Source organism: Hydrogenophaga sp. Root209 (assembly GCF_001428625.1).
In the GTDB taxonomy this organism is placed as follows: domain Bacteria; phylum Pseudomonadota; class Gammaproteobacteria; order Burkholderiales; family Burkholderiaceae_C; genus Hydrogenophaga.
Genome location: NZ_LMIE01000031.1, coordinates 509974 through 526571, shown reverse-complemented (window position 1 = coordinate 526571; position 16598 = coordinate 509974). Strand labels below are relative to the sequence as shown.

The following is a 16598-nucleotide window of genomic DNA, read 5'->3' as shown; positions in this document are numbered from 1 at the left end:
TTCTTTCATGTCTCGCTCTGAATGCGGGTGCCAAATTGCAGGCGCTGTTCCAGCCGACGACTCCAGACCGACAGCGGGTAGCAGATCGCGAAGTAGAGGACGGCGATGATCACGTAGACCATGAAGGGCTGGAAGATGGAGTTGTTGATGAGCTGCCCGGCGCGCACCAGCTCGATGAAGCCGACGATGGACGCCAACGAGGTGTTCTTGACGATCTGCACCATGAAACCCACGGTGGGGGGCGTGGCGATGCGAAGCGCTTGCGGCAGCACCACCAGGCGCATGCGTTGCGAGCGCGACAGCGCCAGGCATTCGGCCGCTTCCCATTGCGTTCGCGGCACCGATTCGATACAGCCACGCCAGATCTCGCCCAGGTAGGCGCTGACGTAGATCACCATCGCGATGCTGGCCGCCACCAGGCCGGGCAGTTCCAGGCCGATGATGCTCAGACCGAAATAGCACACGAACAACAAGACCAGCAGCGGCGTGCCTTGAATCAACTGGATCCAGCCGATGGCCAGCCAGCGCAAGGCCTTGATCGGGCTGATGCGGCCCAGCGCCACCACGCCGCCGACCAGGCCGCCGCCGACGAAGGCGATCACCGACAGGCACACGGTCCACATGAGCCCCACCAGCAGAAGCTGGGCGTGGTACAGGTTCAAGCCGCCTTCGATCATCGGGCCACTCCATCCGTGCCCAGACGGCGCTTGCGCGTGAAGACGAACTGTCCGAACAGCCACAGACCCACGCGCATGAGCAGCGAAAGCATGAGGTAGGCCACCGCCACCAGGATGTAGGCCTCGAACGGCCTGAAGGTTTCGGACTGCACGCGCGCGGCGATCGCCGTGAGCTCTTCCACCGAGATCTGCGAGGTGATGGATGTGGCCAGCATCAGCAGCACGAATTGGCTGGTCAGCGCCGGGTACACCTTCTCCATGGCCGGGCGCAGGATCACGTGCCAGTAGATTTGCCGACGCGTGAGCCCCAGGCACTCCGCCGCCTCGAGCTGACCCTTGTGGATGGAGTCCATGCCGGCGCGCATGATTTCGCAGGAATAGGCCGCCACGTTGATCACCAGGGACACCAGGGCCGCCGCGAAGGCCGACACCTTCCAGCCCAGGCTGGCCAGGCCAAAGAAGACCAGAAACACCTGCACGAGCAGCGGCGTGTTCCGGACGACCTCGACGTAGGCGCCACACAGCGTGGACAGCCATCGCACCTGACCACGCCGGCCGATCGCACACATCGTGCCGATGGCGAAGCCCAGCACTGTTGCCGGGAAAGACAGCTGGATGGTCAGCCAGGCCCCTTCAAGAAACTGGGGCCAGGCGGCGAGCACGCTGGCGAAATCGAATTCGTAGTCCACTTGTCTCCAGATTCTTGTTGGTATCTGATCTGATTTGATTTGATGTTTTGATGCATCAAAATCAGCAGCGATGTTATCTTTGAGCCCTCGAAGATGCCAGTTTTTGAGTTGATGGTTTTTGATTGATTTGTCGCATGTCCAAAATCGCTCGCATTCCCGACATCGCCCGCGTGGCGGGCGTGTCCACCGCCACCGTGGACCGCGTGCTGAACCGGCGCGCAGGCGTGCGCCGTGCCACGGTCGAGCGTGTGATGCAGGCCGCCGAAAGCCTGCAGTACCTGCCCGATGCCGACCTGCGGGCCGCGCTGCAACCACCGCCGATGCAACTGGTGTTTCTGTTGCCGGCGGGCAGCAACCGCTTCCTGCGCATGCTCGGCGACACCATTGGCTATTCGGAGCAGCACTGGACACCCTACAACGTGCGCTGTCGTGTCGAGTGGGTGGAAGGGTTCAACCCCGAGGTGCTGGCCAAGGCCCTGCTGCGCCACGGCGCACGCGCCGACGGCATCGCCTTCATGGCGCTGGAGCATCCCCTGGTGCGCGACGCCGTGGACCTGCTGGCTGAGCGCGGCGTGCACACCGTGACCCTCATCTCCGATCTCTCGGGCGCGCGACGCGCAGCCTACGTGGGGCTGGACAACCGTGCTGCTGGCCGAACCGCGGCCTACCTGATCGCCCGCTTCATCGGTGAACGACCCGCTCAGGTGGCCATGATCGCGGGCAGCCTGAGCTACCGCGCCCACGAAGAGCGCGAAATGGGATTTCTTTATCTGTTCAAGGAGTCCTTCCCCCACATCGAGGTGGTGGGCCTGCGTGAAGGCCACGACGACGCCGAGCGCAACCACGCGTTGACGCGCAACCTGCTCGACCAGTACCCCGACCTCGCCGGCATCTACAACATCGGTGGCGCGTCTGATGGTGTTGGCCGCGCGCTCAAGGAAGCCGGTCGTGACCAGAAGGTGGTCTTCATCGGGCATGGCCTGTCGCCCGACACGCGTGCCCTGCTGATCGACGGGACCATGGATGCCGTCATCAGCCAGAACCCCCAAGGCGCGATGCTGACCTGCGTGCGCATTTTCGCGAACCTGCGCGACGGGCGCGATGCGCTGACCGGGGTGGAGGCGGTGCGTGGACAAATCATGTTCCGCGAGAACCTCCCTTAAGGGTCAACCTGCATCCGCCGAAGAAAATTCAGGGTTTTCCCTGAAGTTCAGGCTATAATCAGCGGCTTCGCAGGCAACTGCGATGATTTGTGCATCTGCCTCACACAAGGCCCCCCGATTGCAACGGTGGCGCAGTCCTTCAAAAGACCGCAACACCCGCCAGACTCTTCAGAGCCTGGCCAACGGATGGGGACCATTCGCTCCCCAGCGTCACCGGATTCTTCCCAAGTGACCCCAGGCGCGTAGACCGTTTGATGGTTGATGTTTTGTAACCACGAACGGATCTAGCGCCATGGAGCGGCCACCCCCTTGCGGGTCGGCTGACCTTCCCAGCGTCTTCATTCGATCAATTGCGCATTTTTTTGGCGCATGGACGAACATGAGCGACTCTTTTGAAACGATGGGCGACTTCACGCCTGAAATCCTCTCTGCCGACATCGACGCAGAGATTTCTTCCACCGACACCAACGAGGCCACGCAGCCCGAAGTGCCTGCAGCACCCAACGGCTTCCAGCTGCTGGGTCTGGCACCCGAGCTGGTGCAGGCCTGTGCCGACCTCGGCTACGTGCAGCCCACCCAGGTGCAGAACAATGTGATTCCCAAGGCCATGCTGGCCGAAGGAGAAGCGCGTTTTGCCGACCTGATGGTCTCCAGCCAGACCGGCAGCGGCAAGACCGCCGCCTTCCTGCTGCCTGTGCTGCACACCCTGCTGCAACAGCGCGCCGATGCCGACGCCAAGGAACGCGCCGAGCGTGAGCGCCTGACCGCCGAAGCTCTGGCCCGCGGCGAAGCGCCGCCCAAGGCGCCCAAGCGCAAAGACCCCACCAGCTCGCGCAATTTCAAGGCTGCCACCCCCGGCGCCCTGATCCTGTGCCCCACGCGCGAACTCGCCCAGCAGGTGGCCAACGACGCCATCGACCTGGTGCGCCATTGCCGTGGCCTGCGCGTGGCCAACGTGGTGGGTGGTATGCCTTACCAGTTGCAGATCGCCAAGCTGCAGAACGCCGACCTCGTGGTCGCCACCCCCGGCCGCCTGCTCGACCTGCAGCGCTCGCAGCAGCTCAAGCTCGACCAGGTGCAGTTCCTGGTGGTTGACGAAGCCGACCGCATGCTCGACCTGGGCTTCTCCGACGACCTGGCCGAAGTCAACGACCTCACCAGCCAGCGCCGCCAGACCATGATGTTCAGCGCCACGTTCGCGCCGCGCATCCAGCAGCTCGCCATGCGCGTGATGCACGAGAACGGCAAGCACGTTCAAAAGGTGCAGATCGACAACCCGCAAGAGCAACACGCCAACATCAAGCAGGTGCTGTTCTGGGCCGACAACGCCGATCACAAGCGCAAGCTGCTCGACCACTGGCTGCGTGACACCGGCATCAACCAGGCCATCGTGTTCGCCAGCACCCAGATCGAGTGCGATGGCCTGGCCAACGACCTGCAGCAAGAAGGCTTCTCGGCCGTCGCGTTGCACGGTGCCCTGAGCCAGGGCATCCGCAACCGCCGCCTGATGGCGCTGCGCGCCGGCCAGGTGCAGATCCTGGTCGCCACCGACGTTGCCGCCCGCGGCATCGACGTGCCCACCATCACCCACGTCTTCAACTTCGGCCTGCCGATGAAGGCCGAGGACTACACGCACCGCATCGGCCGCACCGGCCGTGCCGGCCGCGATGGCCTGGCCATCACGTTTGCCGAAGTGCGCGACCGCCGCAAGATCTTCGACATCGAGGCTTACACGCGCCAGCGCATCAACGTTGAAACCGTGACCGGTCTGGAGCCACGCCAGCGCGCGCCTCAGGCCGAAACCTTCGGCCGTGGTCGCCCGGCAGGCCGCTCGAACGACCGCTTTGGCGGCAACGATCGCTTCGGTGGCAACGACCGCCGTGGCCCTGCGCCGCGCTTCGAAGCCCGCGCCGAGGCGCCTCGCGTCGACCACAGCCGTCCCGGCACGCGCTTTGACCCGCGTTTCGAAGGCCGTGCCGAGCCGCAGCGTCCTGAAGGCCGCTTCGACAACCGCGGTGAGAACCGTTTCGGTGACCGTGGCGAGAACCGTGGCGAAGCCGGTGGCTACCGCCCCGACACGCGCCCCGCTGCTGGCCGCAACTTCGCCGATCGTGCACCCGCGCGCCCCGGCTTCGGCCCCAAGCCCGGTGGTTTCTCCAGCTTCGGCCGCAGCGACAAGCCCATGGGTGATCGTGGTGCAGAACGTGGTGGCTTCAGCGACCGTGGCAACGCCGAGCGCGGTGCCATGCGCGGTGGTGAATTCGCACCGCGCCGTCCTGAAGGCGCACCGTCGCGCCCCATGGCCCGCCGCAGCCCGCGTTAAGCCAGTTCAGGCCTCAACGGCCTGACAAAAAAACCAGACTTTCGAGTCTGGTTTTTTTTCGTCTGCGCGCCGCCTCGACGTCTGATCGCTCGCGTCAGCGCGGCGCACCCGCCGCCAACCACGCCCGCCAGCCGCCGAAATGTGTGATGTCGGTCGCGCCGGCGATGCCTTGCCCTTCGCAGATGAAGCCGGGCATTTCGCTGCCATCGGCCAGCTTCACCTTGCCGATGCCCAGCGGCGCCGGGATGCCGGCCACGAAGCTGCCGAAGTGCGCGGCGGGCACTTCCCACACCTCCAGGGCGATGGCCGATCCGCCCGAGGCCACGCGCACCATGCCGGGCCGCTGCACCGGACCGCCGGCCAGGGCGTGCAGCTGGTATTCGGGGGCCGAACGCAGGCTGCCGATGAGGCGTGCGCCGCGCGAGGTGAGCTGGTGGTTCAGGGGCAGGCCCGAGAGGTGGGCGCCGCACACGGCCACGCGCACGGTGCCGCTGCCGGCCGTGCCCACCTCGCCCGAGGGCAGGCCGGTGCAGGCCGGTGCGCCGGCCAACGGCGTGGGCGTGGCGCCGAGCGTGAAGGTCTCGGCGCGGTGGAAGCGGTCGGCCAGGCGCAGCAGCGGGATGTCCTTGAACGCGGGCGCGGCCAGCGTCACGCCCCAGGGCAGGCATTGCGCCGGGCCATCGGCCAGAAAGCCCGAGGGCACCGCCACCGCGCTGTAGTCCAGCAGGTTCATGAAGTTGGTGTAACGGCCCAGGTTCGAGTTGAGCTGGATCGGATCGGCCTGCATCTCCGCGATGCGGTAGATGGTGCCCGCGGTGGGCGTGAGCAGGCAGTCGATGTCGTTCCACACCGCGTCGCACACGCGCTTGAGCGCCTTGAGGCGGTAGCTTGCCGCGAAGGCCTGGGCGCCGGTCACGCCGCGACCGCCTTCGATGATGTTGCGCACGGGGGGAAACACCGCCTCGGGTTGCGCGTTGATGAAGTCCTGGATGGCGACATAGCGCTCGGCGACCCACGGGCCGTCGTACAACAGAAGCGCGGCTTCGAGGAACGGCGTGAGGTCGACTTCGACCGGCGTGCCGCCCAGCGCCTTGAGCCTCTCCACCGAGGTGGCGAACAGTTTCGCCGCCGCATCGTTGCCGAAGAATTCCAGGTCTTGCGCGCGCGGCACGCCAAAGCGAAACGGGCCTTGTGAGAAATCCACGCCGAAGGGCTGGGCCGGGCGGCTGTAGGCATCGGCCGCATCAAACGCGGCTGCCACGCCCAGCACGGCCTGCGCATCGGCGGCCGTGAGCGCAAAGATGGACACCGTGTCCACCGAACGGCAGGCCGGTACCACCCCGGTGCCGGACAGCAGACCCAGCGTGGGCTTGAGGCCCACCAGGTTGTTGAACGACGCGGGCACGCGGCCCGAGCCGGCGGTGTCGGTGCCCAGTGAAAAGGTGGCATACCCCTTGGCCACGGACACGGCCGAGCCCGAACTGGAGCCTCCCGAGATGAAGTCCGGGTCGAACGCGTTCTGGCAAGCGCCGTAGGGCGAACGTGTGCCGTTGAGCCCGGTGGCGAACTGGTCGAGGTTGGCCTTGCCCACCGGCACCGCACCGGCCGCCAGGAGCTGCTGGATGAGGAAGGCGTTCTCGGTGGGTGTGTAGGCAAATTCGGGGCAGGCGGCGGTGGTGGGCACGCCCGCCAGATCGATGTTGTCCTTGATCGCGAATGGCACGCCGAACAGCGGCAGGCTGGATGGGTCCACGCCATCGAGCCGCGCCACATGGGGCGCCACCTCCGCATCGCTCAGCACGTGGATGAAGGCGTGGTGCGTGTCGGCGCGGCAGCGGTCCAGCGCTTCGGCGATCACCTCGCGCGCGGAGGTGCCGCTGCGGTAGGCGGCTTGCAGGCTGGCGAGATCGAAAGAGAGTTGGCTCAGTGACATGGAAACACTCCGTTGTCGTTCTAAAAGTTCAGATGGCTTCGTCGATCAGCACCAGCACGTTCTGCCCGGCCGACACCGCTCCACCTTGCGCACACATGAGGCTGTGCACCGTGGCGTTGGCCGGTGCCAGCAAGTTGAATTCCATCTTCATGGATTCGATCACCAGCAGCACGTCGCCGGCCTGCACCTGCTGGCCCACGCTCACCGCCACCTTCCACACATTGCCCGGCACGCTGGTGGCAAGCACGCGGCCGCCTTCGGGCAAGTCCACCTCGTCGGCCACGCCGGCGCTGGCGGCTGCGTCTTCGCTGGTGTAGTCGGCCTGGCCGGCGGCCACCCAGCGTTCGCGCTCGGCTTCAAACGCGGCCTGTTGGGTGGCCTTGAAAGCCGCGATGCTCTCGGCGTTGTCAGCCAGGAACCGCCGGTAGTCCTTGAGGCTGAAGGTGCCGTCTTCGGTGCGCAACGCATGGCCGCCGTGCGGAAAGTTGGCGCGAATGGTCTTGAGCGCGTCTTCGCTCACCGGCTCGAAGCGGATCTGGTCGAAAAAGCGCAGCAGCCAGGGTTGTTCGAAGGCGCTCCCCGGCGTGCCGTGGCGCCAGCGGTTCCACATCTGCAGTGTGCGGCCGACGAACTGATAGCCGCCCGGGCCTTCCATGCCGTACACGCAGAGGTAGGCGCCGCCGATGCCCACCGCGTTTTCCGGCGTCCAGGTGCGCGCGGGGTTGTACTTGGTGGTCACCAGGCGGTGGCGCGGGTCCAGCGGTGTGGCCACCGGTGCGCCCAGGTACACGTCGCCCAGACCGAGCACGAGGTAGCGCGCGTCGAACACGATGTTGAACACGTCCTCGATCGAATCCAGCCCGTTGATGCGGCGGATGAACTCGATGTTGCTCGGGCACCAGGGCGCGTCGGGTCGCACCGACTGCATGTATTTTTCGATCGCCAGTTTCGTCTGCGGGTCGTCCCAGCTCAGCGGCAGCACCACGGTGCGCGAGGGCACGACCATCTCGTCCACGGGCGGCAACGCGTCGTCCACCGCGCTGATGGTGCGCAGCAGCTCGTCGCGCGGCAGCAGGGCAGGGTCAAAGTGCACCTGCAGCGAGCGGATGCCGGGGGTGAGGTCGATCACGCCCTTCAGTTGACTTGCTTTGAGGCCGTGCAGCAAGGCCTGCACGCGCATGCGCAACTCCAGGTCCAGCGTGAGCGGGCCGAACTCGATCAGCACGTAGCGGTCACCGGCCTGGCGGATCACGCGGCGCGGGCGGTCGCCCTGCTCCGCGCGGTCGTCGAGGATGGGCGAGCGTTGGTGGGTGAGGGCTTCGACAGGCTCAGCCCGAACGGAGGTGGGCTCAGCCCGACCCCATCCCTCCCGTTCGCCCTGAGCTTGTCGAAGGGCATCCAAGCACATCACGTGTTCGTGTGACACCCGGTGAAACCGCACCGTGTCACCAGGCCGCAACTGCCCGACCTTCCACAGCTCTTCGTGCAGCACCACGGCCGGGCACACAAAGCCGCCGAGGCTGGGGCCGTCGGGCCCGAGGATCACCGGCATGTCGCCGGTGAAGTCGATCGCGCCGATGGCATACGCGTTGTCGTGGATGTTGGACGGGTGCAGGCCGGCCTCGCCGCCATCGGTGCGCGCCCACTGGGGCTTGGGGCCGATCAGGCGCACGCCCGTGCGGCTGCTGTTGTGGTGGATCTTCCAGTCGGTGCCGAAGAACATGGTGATGTCGTCGGGCGTGAAGAAGTCGGGTGCGCCGTGCGGGCCATAGAGGACCTTGATGTCCCAGTGGTGGGTGTACTCGGGGGCTTCGACAGGCTCAGCCCGAACGGAGGTGAGCTCAGCCCGAACGCCAAACCCCTCCGTTCGCCCTGAGCCTGTCGAAGGGCTTGCCAACCCTGTGGGCGGGGCTTCGACAGGCTCAGCCCGAACGGTTGATACATGCAGCACATCCCCCGTGCGCAGATGCCGCCCCGCGTGACCACCAAACTGCCCCAGCGTGAAGGTGCTTCGGCTGCCCAGGTACAGCGGCACGTCCAGCCCGCCCGCGACAGCCAGGGCCAGGCGCACGCCGCGCTCGCAGCGGCCCACGGCGAGTGTGGCGCCGGCCGGCACCTTGATGGCCTGCCACATCGGCGCCGGCTCGCCATTCAGCGTGAGCTTGGCCGGTGCCCCTGTCACCGCCACCACGGTGGCGGTGTTGAAGCGCAGCGTGGGCCCAGCCAGCGTGATTTCCAGTGCTGCCGCATCGGCGGTATTGCCCACCAAGGTGTTGGCTGCGCGGTGCGCGTGCATGTCCATGGGGCCGCTGGGCGGAACGCCCACGTCCCAGTAACCCTGACGGCCCGGCCAGTCCTGCACGCTGGTCTGCACACCGGGCTCCAGCACATCGATGGTGGCCGGGTGGTAGGCGAAGGTGGAGAGAAAGCGCGTGACCTGTTTGCCCTCGCGGAACACCGGATCGCGCACCACCTGGCGCAGGTAGCCCAGGTTGGTTTCGATGCCGGCCAGGCGCGTTGCATCGAGCGCGTCTTCCATTTTCTTCAGGGCTTCTTCGCGCGTGTCGGCCGTCACGATCAGCTTGGCCAGCATCGGGTCGTACCAGGCGGGCACCTCGGTGCCGCGCTCCACCCAGCTGTCCACGCGCGCATTGCCGGGGAACACCACCTCGGTCAACAAGCCCGCGCTGGGCTGGAAGTTTTTCGCCGGGTCTTCGGCGTACAGCCGCACTTGAATCGAGGCGCCTTTGGGCACTGGTTGCAGCGTGTGCAAAGGCGGCAGGTCGCCAGCCGCGAGCTGCAGCATCCACGCCACCAGGTCCACGCCACACACCTGCTCGGTCACGCCGTGCTCCACCTGCAGGCGCGTGTTCACTTCCAGAAAGTAGAAAGCGCCGGTGGAAGCGTCGTAGACAAATTCCACCGTGCCGGCGGATCGGTAGTTAACCGCCTGCGCCAGCCGCACGGCGGTGGCGTGCAGTTCGCTGCGCTGCGCGTCGCTCAGGCCGGGCGCGGGGGTTTCTTCAATCACTTTCTGGTTGCGCCGCTGCACCGAGCAGTCGCGCTCGCCCAGCGCGATCACGCCGCCCGCGCCGTCGCCGAACACCTGCACCTCGATGTGCCGAGCCTGTTCCACGTATTTTTCGATGAACAGGCCCGCGTCCTTGAAGTTGGCCTGCGCCATGCGGCCGACGGAGTCGAACGCATCGGTGAGTTCGGCCGCGTTCCACACCAGCCGCATGCCGATGCCACCGCCACCGGCCGTGCTCTTGAGCATGACCGGGTAACCCACGCGCGTGGCCTCGCTTTGCGCCTGCGCCACATCAAGCAGCAGACCCGAGCCCGGCAGCAGCGGCACGCCACGCGACTGCGCCAGATCGCGCGCGGTGTGCTTGAGACCAAAGGCGCGCATCTGCCCGGGCGCGGGGCCGATGAAGGCGATACCCGCAGCTTCACACGCCTCGGCAAACGCCGGGTTTTCCGAGAGGAAACCGTAGCCAGGGTGAATGGCCTGGGCGCCGCAGTCCTGTGCAATCTGCAGGATGCGGTCGGCCCGCAGATAGCTCTCGGCCGCCGGAGCCGGGCCGAGCAGGTAGGCCTCGTCGGCTTCGCGCACATGGCGGGCCTGCGCGTCGGCTTCGGAGTACACGGCCACGCTCTGCACGCCCAGGATTTTGAGCGTGCGGATGATGCGGCAGGCGATGGCGCCTCGGTTGGCAATCAGGACTTTGGTGAACATGGAATTGTTTCTTTGTTGCTCTACACACCGTTCGCTCTGAACTCAGCCACCGTTCGCTTTGAGCTCTCCCACCGTTCGCCCTGAGCTTGTCGAAGGGCATCCCAGTTCTGCTGGCGAGGCTTCGACAGGCTCAGCCCGAACGGAGTGGGACTCAGCCCGAACGGAGTGGGACTCAGCCCGAACGGAGTGGGACTCAGCCCGAACGGAGTGGGTGGGTTCAGGTGGGGTCCCAGACGAGCAGTTGAATCGGCGTGGGGTTGTAGGCGTTGCACGGGTTGTTCAGCTGTGGGCAGTTGCTGATCAGTACCCACACATCCATCTCCGCGCGCATCTCCACGTATTTGCCCGGGCCCGACACGCCGTCTTCAAAACTCAGCGCGCCATCCGCTGTCACCGGCACGTTCATGAAGAAATTGATGTTGGGCACCAGGTCGCGTTTGCCCAGGCCCACGTCGGCGTGCTGCAGGGCGATGAGGTAGTTGTCTCGGCAGCTGTGCATGAACTTCTTCTGCAACGCGTAACGCACGGTGTTGCTCTCGGCCGCGCAGGCGCCGCCCAGCGTGTCGTGGCGGCCGCAGGTGTCGGCCACGATGGTGAGCATCGCTTTGCCGTCGTTGCTGCGAATGACGGAGCCCGTGGTGAGGTAGATGCCGCCCTGGCGCTGCATGGTGTTGGTGGCGCTGTAGTGTTCGGCCGGGTCGTGGCGGTTGTAGAACAGCACGTCGGCGGCCTGGTTGCCTTCGAGGTCGACGATGCGCAGCGTCTGCCCGCGCTTCACTTCAAACAGGATGGGCTCGCCCGCCGGGTGGCGCTGGTTCATCACCGCGTGGGCCGGGTCGAGGGTGCTCTCAAGGATGCGGATGTCGGTGGCTTCGGTGGTCATCAAAGGCTCCTCACAGGTACAGCATGTCGGTGTTGTGCAGGGCGCGCGCGTTCTCCGGGCGGAAGGCGCGGCACACATCGTTGGCCGGCGCGGCGCCGCAGCGCCAGGCCAGCAGGCCCACCCTCTTCGGCGCGTAGGCAGGCGCGGTGTCCAGCCCGTGCGGCGCGGTGCTGATGGCCACGATCACGTCCATGTCGAAACGCAGCTCCACAAAGTCGCCCGCCTTGGCGTGATCCGGCACAAAGGCGAAACGCCCCTGCGCGTCCACCCCCACCTTGCTGAAGAGGTTCACCGGCGCAATCAGGTCGCGCTTGCTCAGGCCGTACTTGCCGATCTCGATCAGCAGGCCGTCCTTGCCGGATCGGTGCATGGCGTTGCGTGCGTGTTCGTAGCGCTTCTCGCCGTATTTCTGCTGCATCAGCTCGGCATCCAGCAGGGCGCCCAGCGGGTCGTGCCAGCCCAGGCTGTCGGCCGTGAAGCTGGCCATGCTGCGGCCCATGTCGCTCATGAGCACATGGCCTTGTGTGTAGTGCGCTGTGTGCTGCGCCTTCAGGCTGTCGGGCATGTTGTAGCGCTCCAGCTTTTCCAGCGCGCTGTAGAGCACCAGGCTCACGTTGGCCCCGGCCTCCAGCGCCACAAAGCGGATGGCGCTGCCGCGCGGCATGCGCCAGCTCCAGTGGCTGCCGCCGGGCACCACCTCGCTCCACATCACTTGGCTCGTGTCCACACCGGCCAGTGCCGGTGCGGGAAAACGTTGCCAGAAGGCGGGCGCGTCCACCGGCGCGGCCTGGGGAGGATTCGGTGGCGCCACGGTAAAGGGGTCTGCAATGTCTTGTGGATTCATGCTTGTCTCCTGTTGATTGAAATTCGATGGGGCTGAACCAACCCCTGTTCGGGTTGAGCCAACACCCATTCGGGCTGAGCCAAAACCCGTTCGGGCTGAGCCAACACCCGTTCGGGCTGAGCTTGTCGAAGCCTTTCCAGCGTTGTTGGTGAGCCCTTCGACAGGCTCAGGGCGAACGGAGATGGGCTCAGGGCGAACGGGTATTCGTTCCAGGCGAACGGAGCTCGCATGGTTCAGTTCTCCGCGCCCACGCCAGAGAGGCGTTGCAGCTGCTCCAGATCGGTCTTCATGCCCGAGGTCTCGCGGATGCGCTCCAGGATGTCGCGCTTGAGGCGCACGAAGGCCGGTTCATGCTTCAAGTCCTGCACGCGCTGGTCGCCGAAGGGCACGTCGTAAATGGTGTCGATGCGTCCGGGGCGCGGCGACATCAGCACCACACGCCCGCCGAGGTACAGCGCTTCCTCCACGTCGTGCGTCACGAACACGATGGTGGCTTTCTCCAGCTTGTGCACGTAGCGGATCAGGTCGTGCATCACCTCGCGCGTCTGCGCGTCGAGCGCGCCGAAAGGCTCGTCCATCAGCACCACGTCGGGGCGGCCCATGAGCGCGCGTGCAATCGCCACGCGCTGCTGCATGCCGCCCGAGAGCTGGTTGGGCCAGGCGTTGGCCACCGGCTGCAGGCCCATCAGGCGCAACAGCGCGTCGGCCCGGCCCGAGGCGGCTTCCACGTCGGCGGATGTGCGGTTGTCTGTGTGGGCCTTGAGTTGGCGGCAGAACTTGATGTTCTCCATCACCGTCATCCACGGGTAGAGGCTGTAGTGCTGGAACACCATGGCGCGGTCGATGCCCGGGCCGTCCACCGCGCGGCCGTCCACCAGCAGGTCGCCAGTGGTCTGCGTTTCCAGCCCGCCGATGGTGCGCAGCAGCGTGGACTTGCCGCAGCCCGACGCACCCACGAAGGTGACGAACTCGTTCTCGGCGATGTCGAGGTTGATGCCTTCCAGCGCGTTGATCGGCGCGCCGTCAAACCGCTTGCTGAGGCTGCGGATAGCGATCTTGGGCAGGGGAATGTGGGCGGTGCTCATGAGCGGCCTTTTTGAATGGATGCCTCGAATGAAGGAACGCCTTTCAGACGTACCGCGGAACTGGCTTTGCCAGGCCCCAGGTGCGGTCCCCCTCCGGCCGAAGGCCAGAGAGGGGGAAGACGCGAAGCGGCGCAGGGGGTGCTCATTTCAGATACAGCCAGGGGAAGGCGCGGCGGTGCCCCCAGCGGAAGAGCTGGTCGGTGACCAGCCCGATGAGGCCGATGACGATGATCCCGGCGAAGATGGTGTCGGTCTGCAGGAAGCGCTGGGCGCGCAAGATCGCGTAACCCAGGCCCGAGTTGGCGGCCACCAGCTCGGCCACCACCAGGTACGTCCAGGCCCAGCCCATGGTGATGCGCAAGGTGTCGAGCAGCGCCGGCTTGGCGCTTTGAAAGATCACCTTCTCGATCAGCTCCAGCCGGTTGGCGCCCATGGTTTGCGCCGCCTCCACCTGCGCGGCCGGCACGCGGCGCACATCTTCGGCCACCATCAGCACCATCTGGAAAAAGGTGCCGATGAAAATGATGGCGATCTTGGAACCCTCGCCAATGCCCACCCACAGCATCACCAGCGGAATGAAGGCCACCGCCGGCATGTAGCGGATGAAATCGGTGAGCGGCTCCAGCAGCGCCTGCACCGAGCGGAACGAGCCAATCAACAGCCCCAAGGGCAGGGCAATCACCGCCGACAGCAGGAAGCCCGCCACCACGCGGTAGATGCTGATGCCCATGTCTTCCAGCAAGCCGGTTTCAGTGGCCCAGGTGAAACTTTTGGTGAGCACCTGCAGCGGCGCCGGCATGAACACCGGATCGATGCCACCCCACAGGCCGACGCCCGCCCAAAGCACCAAAGGGGTGAACAGCCCGGTGAGCGCAAGCACCCAATAGGTGCGCCGCGAGATGCCGGCGCGCACGGTGAACAGCTTGGAACGCCGCTTGGGCCGGGTTGGTGCGCCAGCGGCGCGCGGCGCCGTGGCAGTGGGGGCAAGGGGCAAGGACATGCGGGGCTCCTGAGCGGGGGGACAAAAAGGCGGAGAGGCATGTGCTTTGCAGCGCAAGCGTCTCCCGGGCTTTTGTCCCTCCGTGGAACCACGCGATGGTGGCCGACTGCTCTCGGACCAGACGGCTCCGCGTCAGTCGGTGGTCAACTGCGCGGAGCCCGGAACCCTAGCGGTCTTCAAGGCTGGCGTGTGTGTGGGCACAGCGCCTCTCTGGTTCAGGGTTAGCAAATTCGGTGCCAGTAGCGAAGCTCAATGCGCGCGCAAAGCGTTCCCGTTGGTCTTGCGCCTGCACATTCGCATTTGGTGAGGCGTGAACTCCATCACAGTCGCCCATTTCGGAACTGTCGGAATCGTTTACATGCTTACCGTTCAATGCCAACGCACCCCATACAGGCCCTTGATTCATATAGAAAACACTATGCGGCACAGAAACTGCATAGTCTTTAACATCTCGGTACAAATCAACCCAGTTGGAAACAGTTCACATGACCTTCTCGTTCAAGCACATCGTTGCCACCCTGTCCCTGGCCGCAGCCGCTCTGGCCCCGGCCGGTGCCTTCGCTGCTCCCATTTCCATCTTCAACACCGGCGTGAATGCAGCTGGTCTGGGTCTGGGTGGTCTGGCCCTGGGTGGTTCCGATACGCACTACTCCACCGGCTTGATCACGGCGCCAATCGTGGTGAGCAACGCTGCCTATGTGGCCAACAACGCCACGTCGCAGTGGATCTGGGGCAACACCCTGGGTGGCAACCAGACCTTCACCTTCACCACCACCTTTGACCTGACCGGCCTGGACGCCGCCACCGCTGTGCTGAACGGCCTGTGGGGCGCCGACAACCAAGGCCTGGACATCCTCCTGAACGGCGTGAGCACCGGTGACCAGCTGTTGGGCGTGGTCGTGGCCAACTTCAACCAGCTGCACGCGTTCACGCTGGACAGCGGTTTCATCGCCGGCCTGAACACGCTGTCGTTCGTGATTCAGAACAACGGTGGCCCTGGCGCCTTCCGCGCTGAGTTCGTTGGCACCGCTGACGAAGCTTCGAGCGCAGTGCCGGAACCCGGCACGCTGGCCCTGGTGGCTGTGGCCCTGCTGGCCGCGGGTGCCCTGCGCCGCCGCAAGCAAGCCTGAATCGGTTTGATCGCATGACCAACGGGGGCTTCGGCCCCCGTTTGCATTGGGTAAAGGCTTTTGCCGTGGTGGGGTGTCAGCGGCTGGGCACCAAGGCCCGCACCGCATCCCCCAACTCGATCACCGCCAGCGCGTAGTAACTGCTCCAGTTGTAGCGCGTGACCACGTAGAAGTTGTCCGTGCCGGCCACGTAGGTGGGCGGGGCGCCGGCGTTTTCCAGCAGCACCAGCGCGAGCTTGCCGGGGTGTTGCAGGGCTGGGCCTTCGAGCACGGCGCCTTTGGCGGTGAAGCTCTCCACGCCGAAGCTGGGCAGTATGTCGGGGGCGAGCAGGGTGTCCAGGTCGAGCTTGCTGGTGTCGAAGCTCACCGGGTAGTGGGTGGGCATGCCGGTTTGCCAGCCGAAGGCCTTGAAGTAGTTGGCCACCGAGCCGATCACGTCGGCCTGGCTGTTGAACAGATCCACCTTGCCGTCGGCGTCGAAGTCGATGGCGTATTTCACCCAGCTGCTGGGCATGAACTGCGGCCAGCCCATGGCGCCGGCGTAGCTGCCGCGTGGGGACAACGGGTCGGTGCCGGTGCGCTCGGTCAGGCTCAGGAATTGTTCGAGTTCACTTTTGAAGAACTCCGTGCGCGCGGCGGCGCGCGGGTGGCTGGCGGGGAAGTCAAAGGCCAGCGTGCTGAGCGCGTCGATCACACGGTGGTTGCCGGTGTGCTGGCCGTAGAGCGTTTCCACACCGATCACGCCCACGATGAGGCTGGCGGGCACGCCGTATTCGAGCTCGGCGCGGGCGAGTGTTTCGCGGTTGTCTTCCCAGAACCTTTGCCCGGCGCGCAGGCGAATGGGTTCGATGAAGCGGGCGCGGTAGGCGGCCCAGTTCTTGGGTGTGCCGGTGGGCGCGGGCTGCATGAGGCGCACGACGATGGGCAGGCGCTGCGCCTGGCCGATCTGCTGGCGCACCCAGGCGGGGTCGAGGTTGCGGCGCACGGCGAGGTCGGTGGCAAAAGCCATGGCGGCTTCGCTCTGGTCGTAGGTGAAGACGGGCGCGGCCTTGGCTGCCGTGTTGGGCCGGGCCTTGGCGGGTGACTGGGCCAGGGCCGGTGCGGCCATCAGGAGGGCGGCGGCCAGCGCGGA

General features: G+C 65.9%; 12 protein-coding genes and 1 riboswitch. Of the genes, 3 read left to right on the top strand and 9 right to left on the bottom strand.

All coding sequences use genetic code 11. The annotated features are described in order from the left end of the window. Positions 1–5: 5 nt before the first annotated feature. Positions 6–677: an amino acid ABC transporter permease gene (locus tag ASE11_RS20980; protein ID WP_056276165.1), complete on the bottom strand. Its 672-nt coding sequence runs from the start codon at positions 675–677 to the stop codon at positions 6–8. Then, positions 674–1366, bottom strand: coding sequence for an amino acid ABC transporter permease (locus ASE11_RS20975; RefSeq protein WP_056276162.1), 693 nt, complete (start codon positions 1364–1366; stop codon positions 674–676). The genes ASE11_RS20980 and ASE11_RS20975 overlap by 4 nt, the downstream gene beginning before the upstream one ends. Before the next feature lie 134 nt (positions 1367–1500). Between ASE11_RS20975 and ASE11_RS20970 the strand changes: the two genes are divergently transcribed. Both ASE11_RS20970 and ASE11_RS20965 read left to right on the top strand, forming a co-directional pair. Continuing rightward, positions 1501–2529, top strand: coding sequence for a LacI family DNA-binding transcriptional regulator (locus ASE11_RS20970; protein ID WP_056276159.1), 1029 nt, complete (start codon positions 1501–1503; stop codon positions 2527–2529). A 379-nt stretch (positions 2530–2908) separates the two neighbouring features. Further along, positions 2909–4852, top strand: coding sequence for a DEAD/DEAH box helicase (locus ASE11_RS20965; RefSeq protein ID WP_056276156.1), 1944 nt, complete (start codon positions 2909–2911; stop codon positions 4850–4852). Between the two features lie 94 nt (positions 4853–4946). On the opposite strand, the gene atzF is transcribed toward ASE11_RS20965, so the two are convergent. The 6 genes from atzF to ASE11_RS20935 all read right to left on the bottom strand — a co-directional run bounded on the left by atzF (position 4947) and on the right by ASE11_RS20935 (position 14336). Beyond that, entirely contained in the window at positions 4947–6785 is a 1839-nt protein-coding gene (atzF, locus tag ASE11_RS20960; protein WP_056276153.1) for an allophanate hydrolase, read from the bottom strand. Between the two features lie 28 nt (positions 6786–6813). Then, positions 6814–10524 carry an urea carboxylase gene (gene uca / locus ASE11_RS20955; protein ID WP_056276149.1) on the bottom strand — a complete coding sequence of 1237 codons (3711 nt, stop codon included), beginning with the start codon at positions 10522–10524 and terminating at the stop codon, positions 6814–6816. A gap of 217 nt (positions 10525–10741) precedes the next feature. Beyond that, positions 10742–11407 (bottom strand): urea amidolyase associated protein UAAP2, encoded by a 666-nt coding sequence (locus tag ASE11_RS20950; RefSeq protein ID WP_056276146.1) that lies wholly within the window; start codon positions 11405–11407, stop codon positions 10742–10744. 10 nt (positions 11408–11417) lie between these two features. Continuing rightward, complete coding sequence (locus ASE11_RS20945) at positions 11418–12116, bottom strand: urea amidolyase associated protein UAAP1 (protein ID WP_056276477.1); 699 nt, start codon at positions 12114–12116, stop codon at positions 11418–11420. Between the two features lie 368 nt (positions 12117–12484). After that, positions 12485–13336: an ABC transporter ATP-binding protein gene (locus tag ASE11_RS20940; RefSeq protein ID WP_056276143.1), complete on the bottom strand. Its 852-nt coding sequence runs from the start codon at positions 13334–13336 to the stop codon at positions 12485–12487. A 142-nt stretch (positions 13337–13478) separates the two neighbouring features. Continuing rightward, positions 13479–14336: an ABC transporter permease gene (locus tag ASE11_RS20935; protein ID WP_082585907.1), complete on the bottom strand. Its 858-nt coding sequence runs from the start codon at positions 14334–14336 to the stop codon at positions 13479–13481. Between the two features lie 59 nt (positions 14337–14395). Continuing rightward, a riboswitch (guanidine-I (ykkC/yxkD leader) is annotated at positions 14396–14517 on the bottom strand. Between the two features lie 304 nt (positions 14518–14821). On the opposite strand from ASE11_RS20935, the gene ASE11_RS20930 reads away from it, so the two are divergent. Continuing rightward, the gene (locus ASE11_RS20930) at positions 14822–15466 is read left to right on the top strand and encodes a PEP-CTERM sorting domain-containing protein (protein WP_056276140.1); all 645 of its coding nucleotides are present in this window, start codon (positions 14822–14824) and stop codon (positions 15464–15466) included. 76 nt (positions 15467–15542) lie between these two features. On the opposite strand, the gene mltB is transcribed toward ASE11_RS20930, so the two are convergent. Next, the gene (gene mltB / locus ASE11_RS20925; protein ID WP_056276470.1) at positions 15543–16574 is read right to left on the bottom strand and encodes a lytic murein transglycosylase B; all 1032 of its coding nucleotides are present in this window, start codon (positions 16572–16574) and stop codon (positions 15543–15545) included. Positions 16575–16598: the final 24 nt, after the last annotated feature.

Bases quoted from the DNA above. Each gene is read 5' to 3' on its own strand.
- atzF (WP_056276153.1), bottom strand. From the start codon at position 6,785: ATGTCACTGAGCCAACTCTCTTTCGATCTCGCCAGCCTGCAAGCCGCC.
- ASE11_RS20970 (WP_056276159.1), top strand. From the start codon at position 1,501: ATGTCCAAAATCGCTCGCATTCCCGACATCGCCCGCGTGGCGGGCGTG.
- ASE11_RS20940 (WP_056276143.1), bottom strand. From the start codon at position 13,336: ATGAGCACCGCCCACATTCCCCTGCCCAAGATCGCTATCCGCAGCCTC.
- uca (WP_056276149.1), bottom strand. From the start codon at position 10,524: ATGTTCACCAAAGTCCTGATTGCCAACCGAGGCGCCATCGCCTGCCGC.
- ASE11_RS20965 (WP_056276156.1), top strand. From the start codon at position 2,909: ATGAGCGACTCTTTTGAAACGATGGGCGACTTCACGCCTGAAATCCTC.
- mltB (WP_056276470.1), bottom strand. From the start codon at position 16,574: ATGGCCGCACCGGCCCTGGCCCAGTCACCCGCCAAGGCCCGGCCCAAC.
- ASE11_RS20930 (WP_056276140.1), top strand. From the start codon at position 14,822: ATGACCTTCTCGTTCAAGCACATCGTTGCCACCCTGTCCCTGGCCGCA.
- ASE11_RS20945 (WP_056276477.1), bottom strand. From the start codon at position 12,116: ATGTGGAGCGAGGTGGTGCCCGGCGGCAGCCACTGGAGCTGGCGCATG.
- ASE11_RS20935 (WP_082585907.1), bottom strand. From the start codon at position 14,336: ATGTCCTTGCCCCTTGCCCCCACTGCCACGGCGCCGCGCGCCGCTGGC.
- ASE11_RS20950 (WP_056276146.1), bottom strand. From the start codon at position 11,407: ATGACCACCGAAGCCACCGACATCCGCATCCTTGAGAGCACCCTCGAC.
- ASE11_RS20980 (WP_056276165.1), bottom strand. From the start codon at position 677: ATGATCGAAGGCGGCTTGAACCTGTACCACGCCCAGCTTCTGCTGGTG.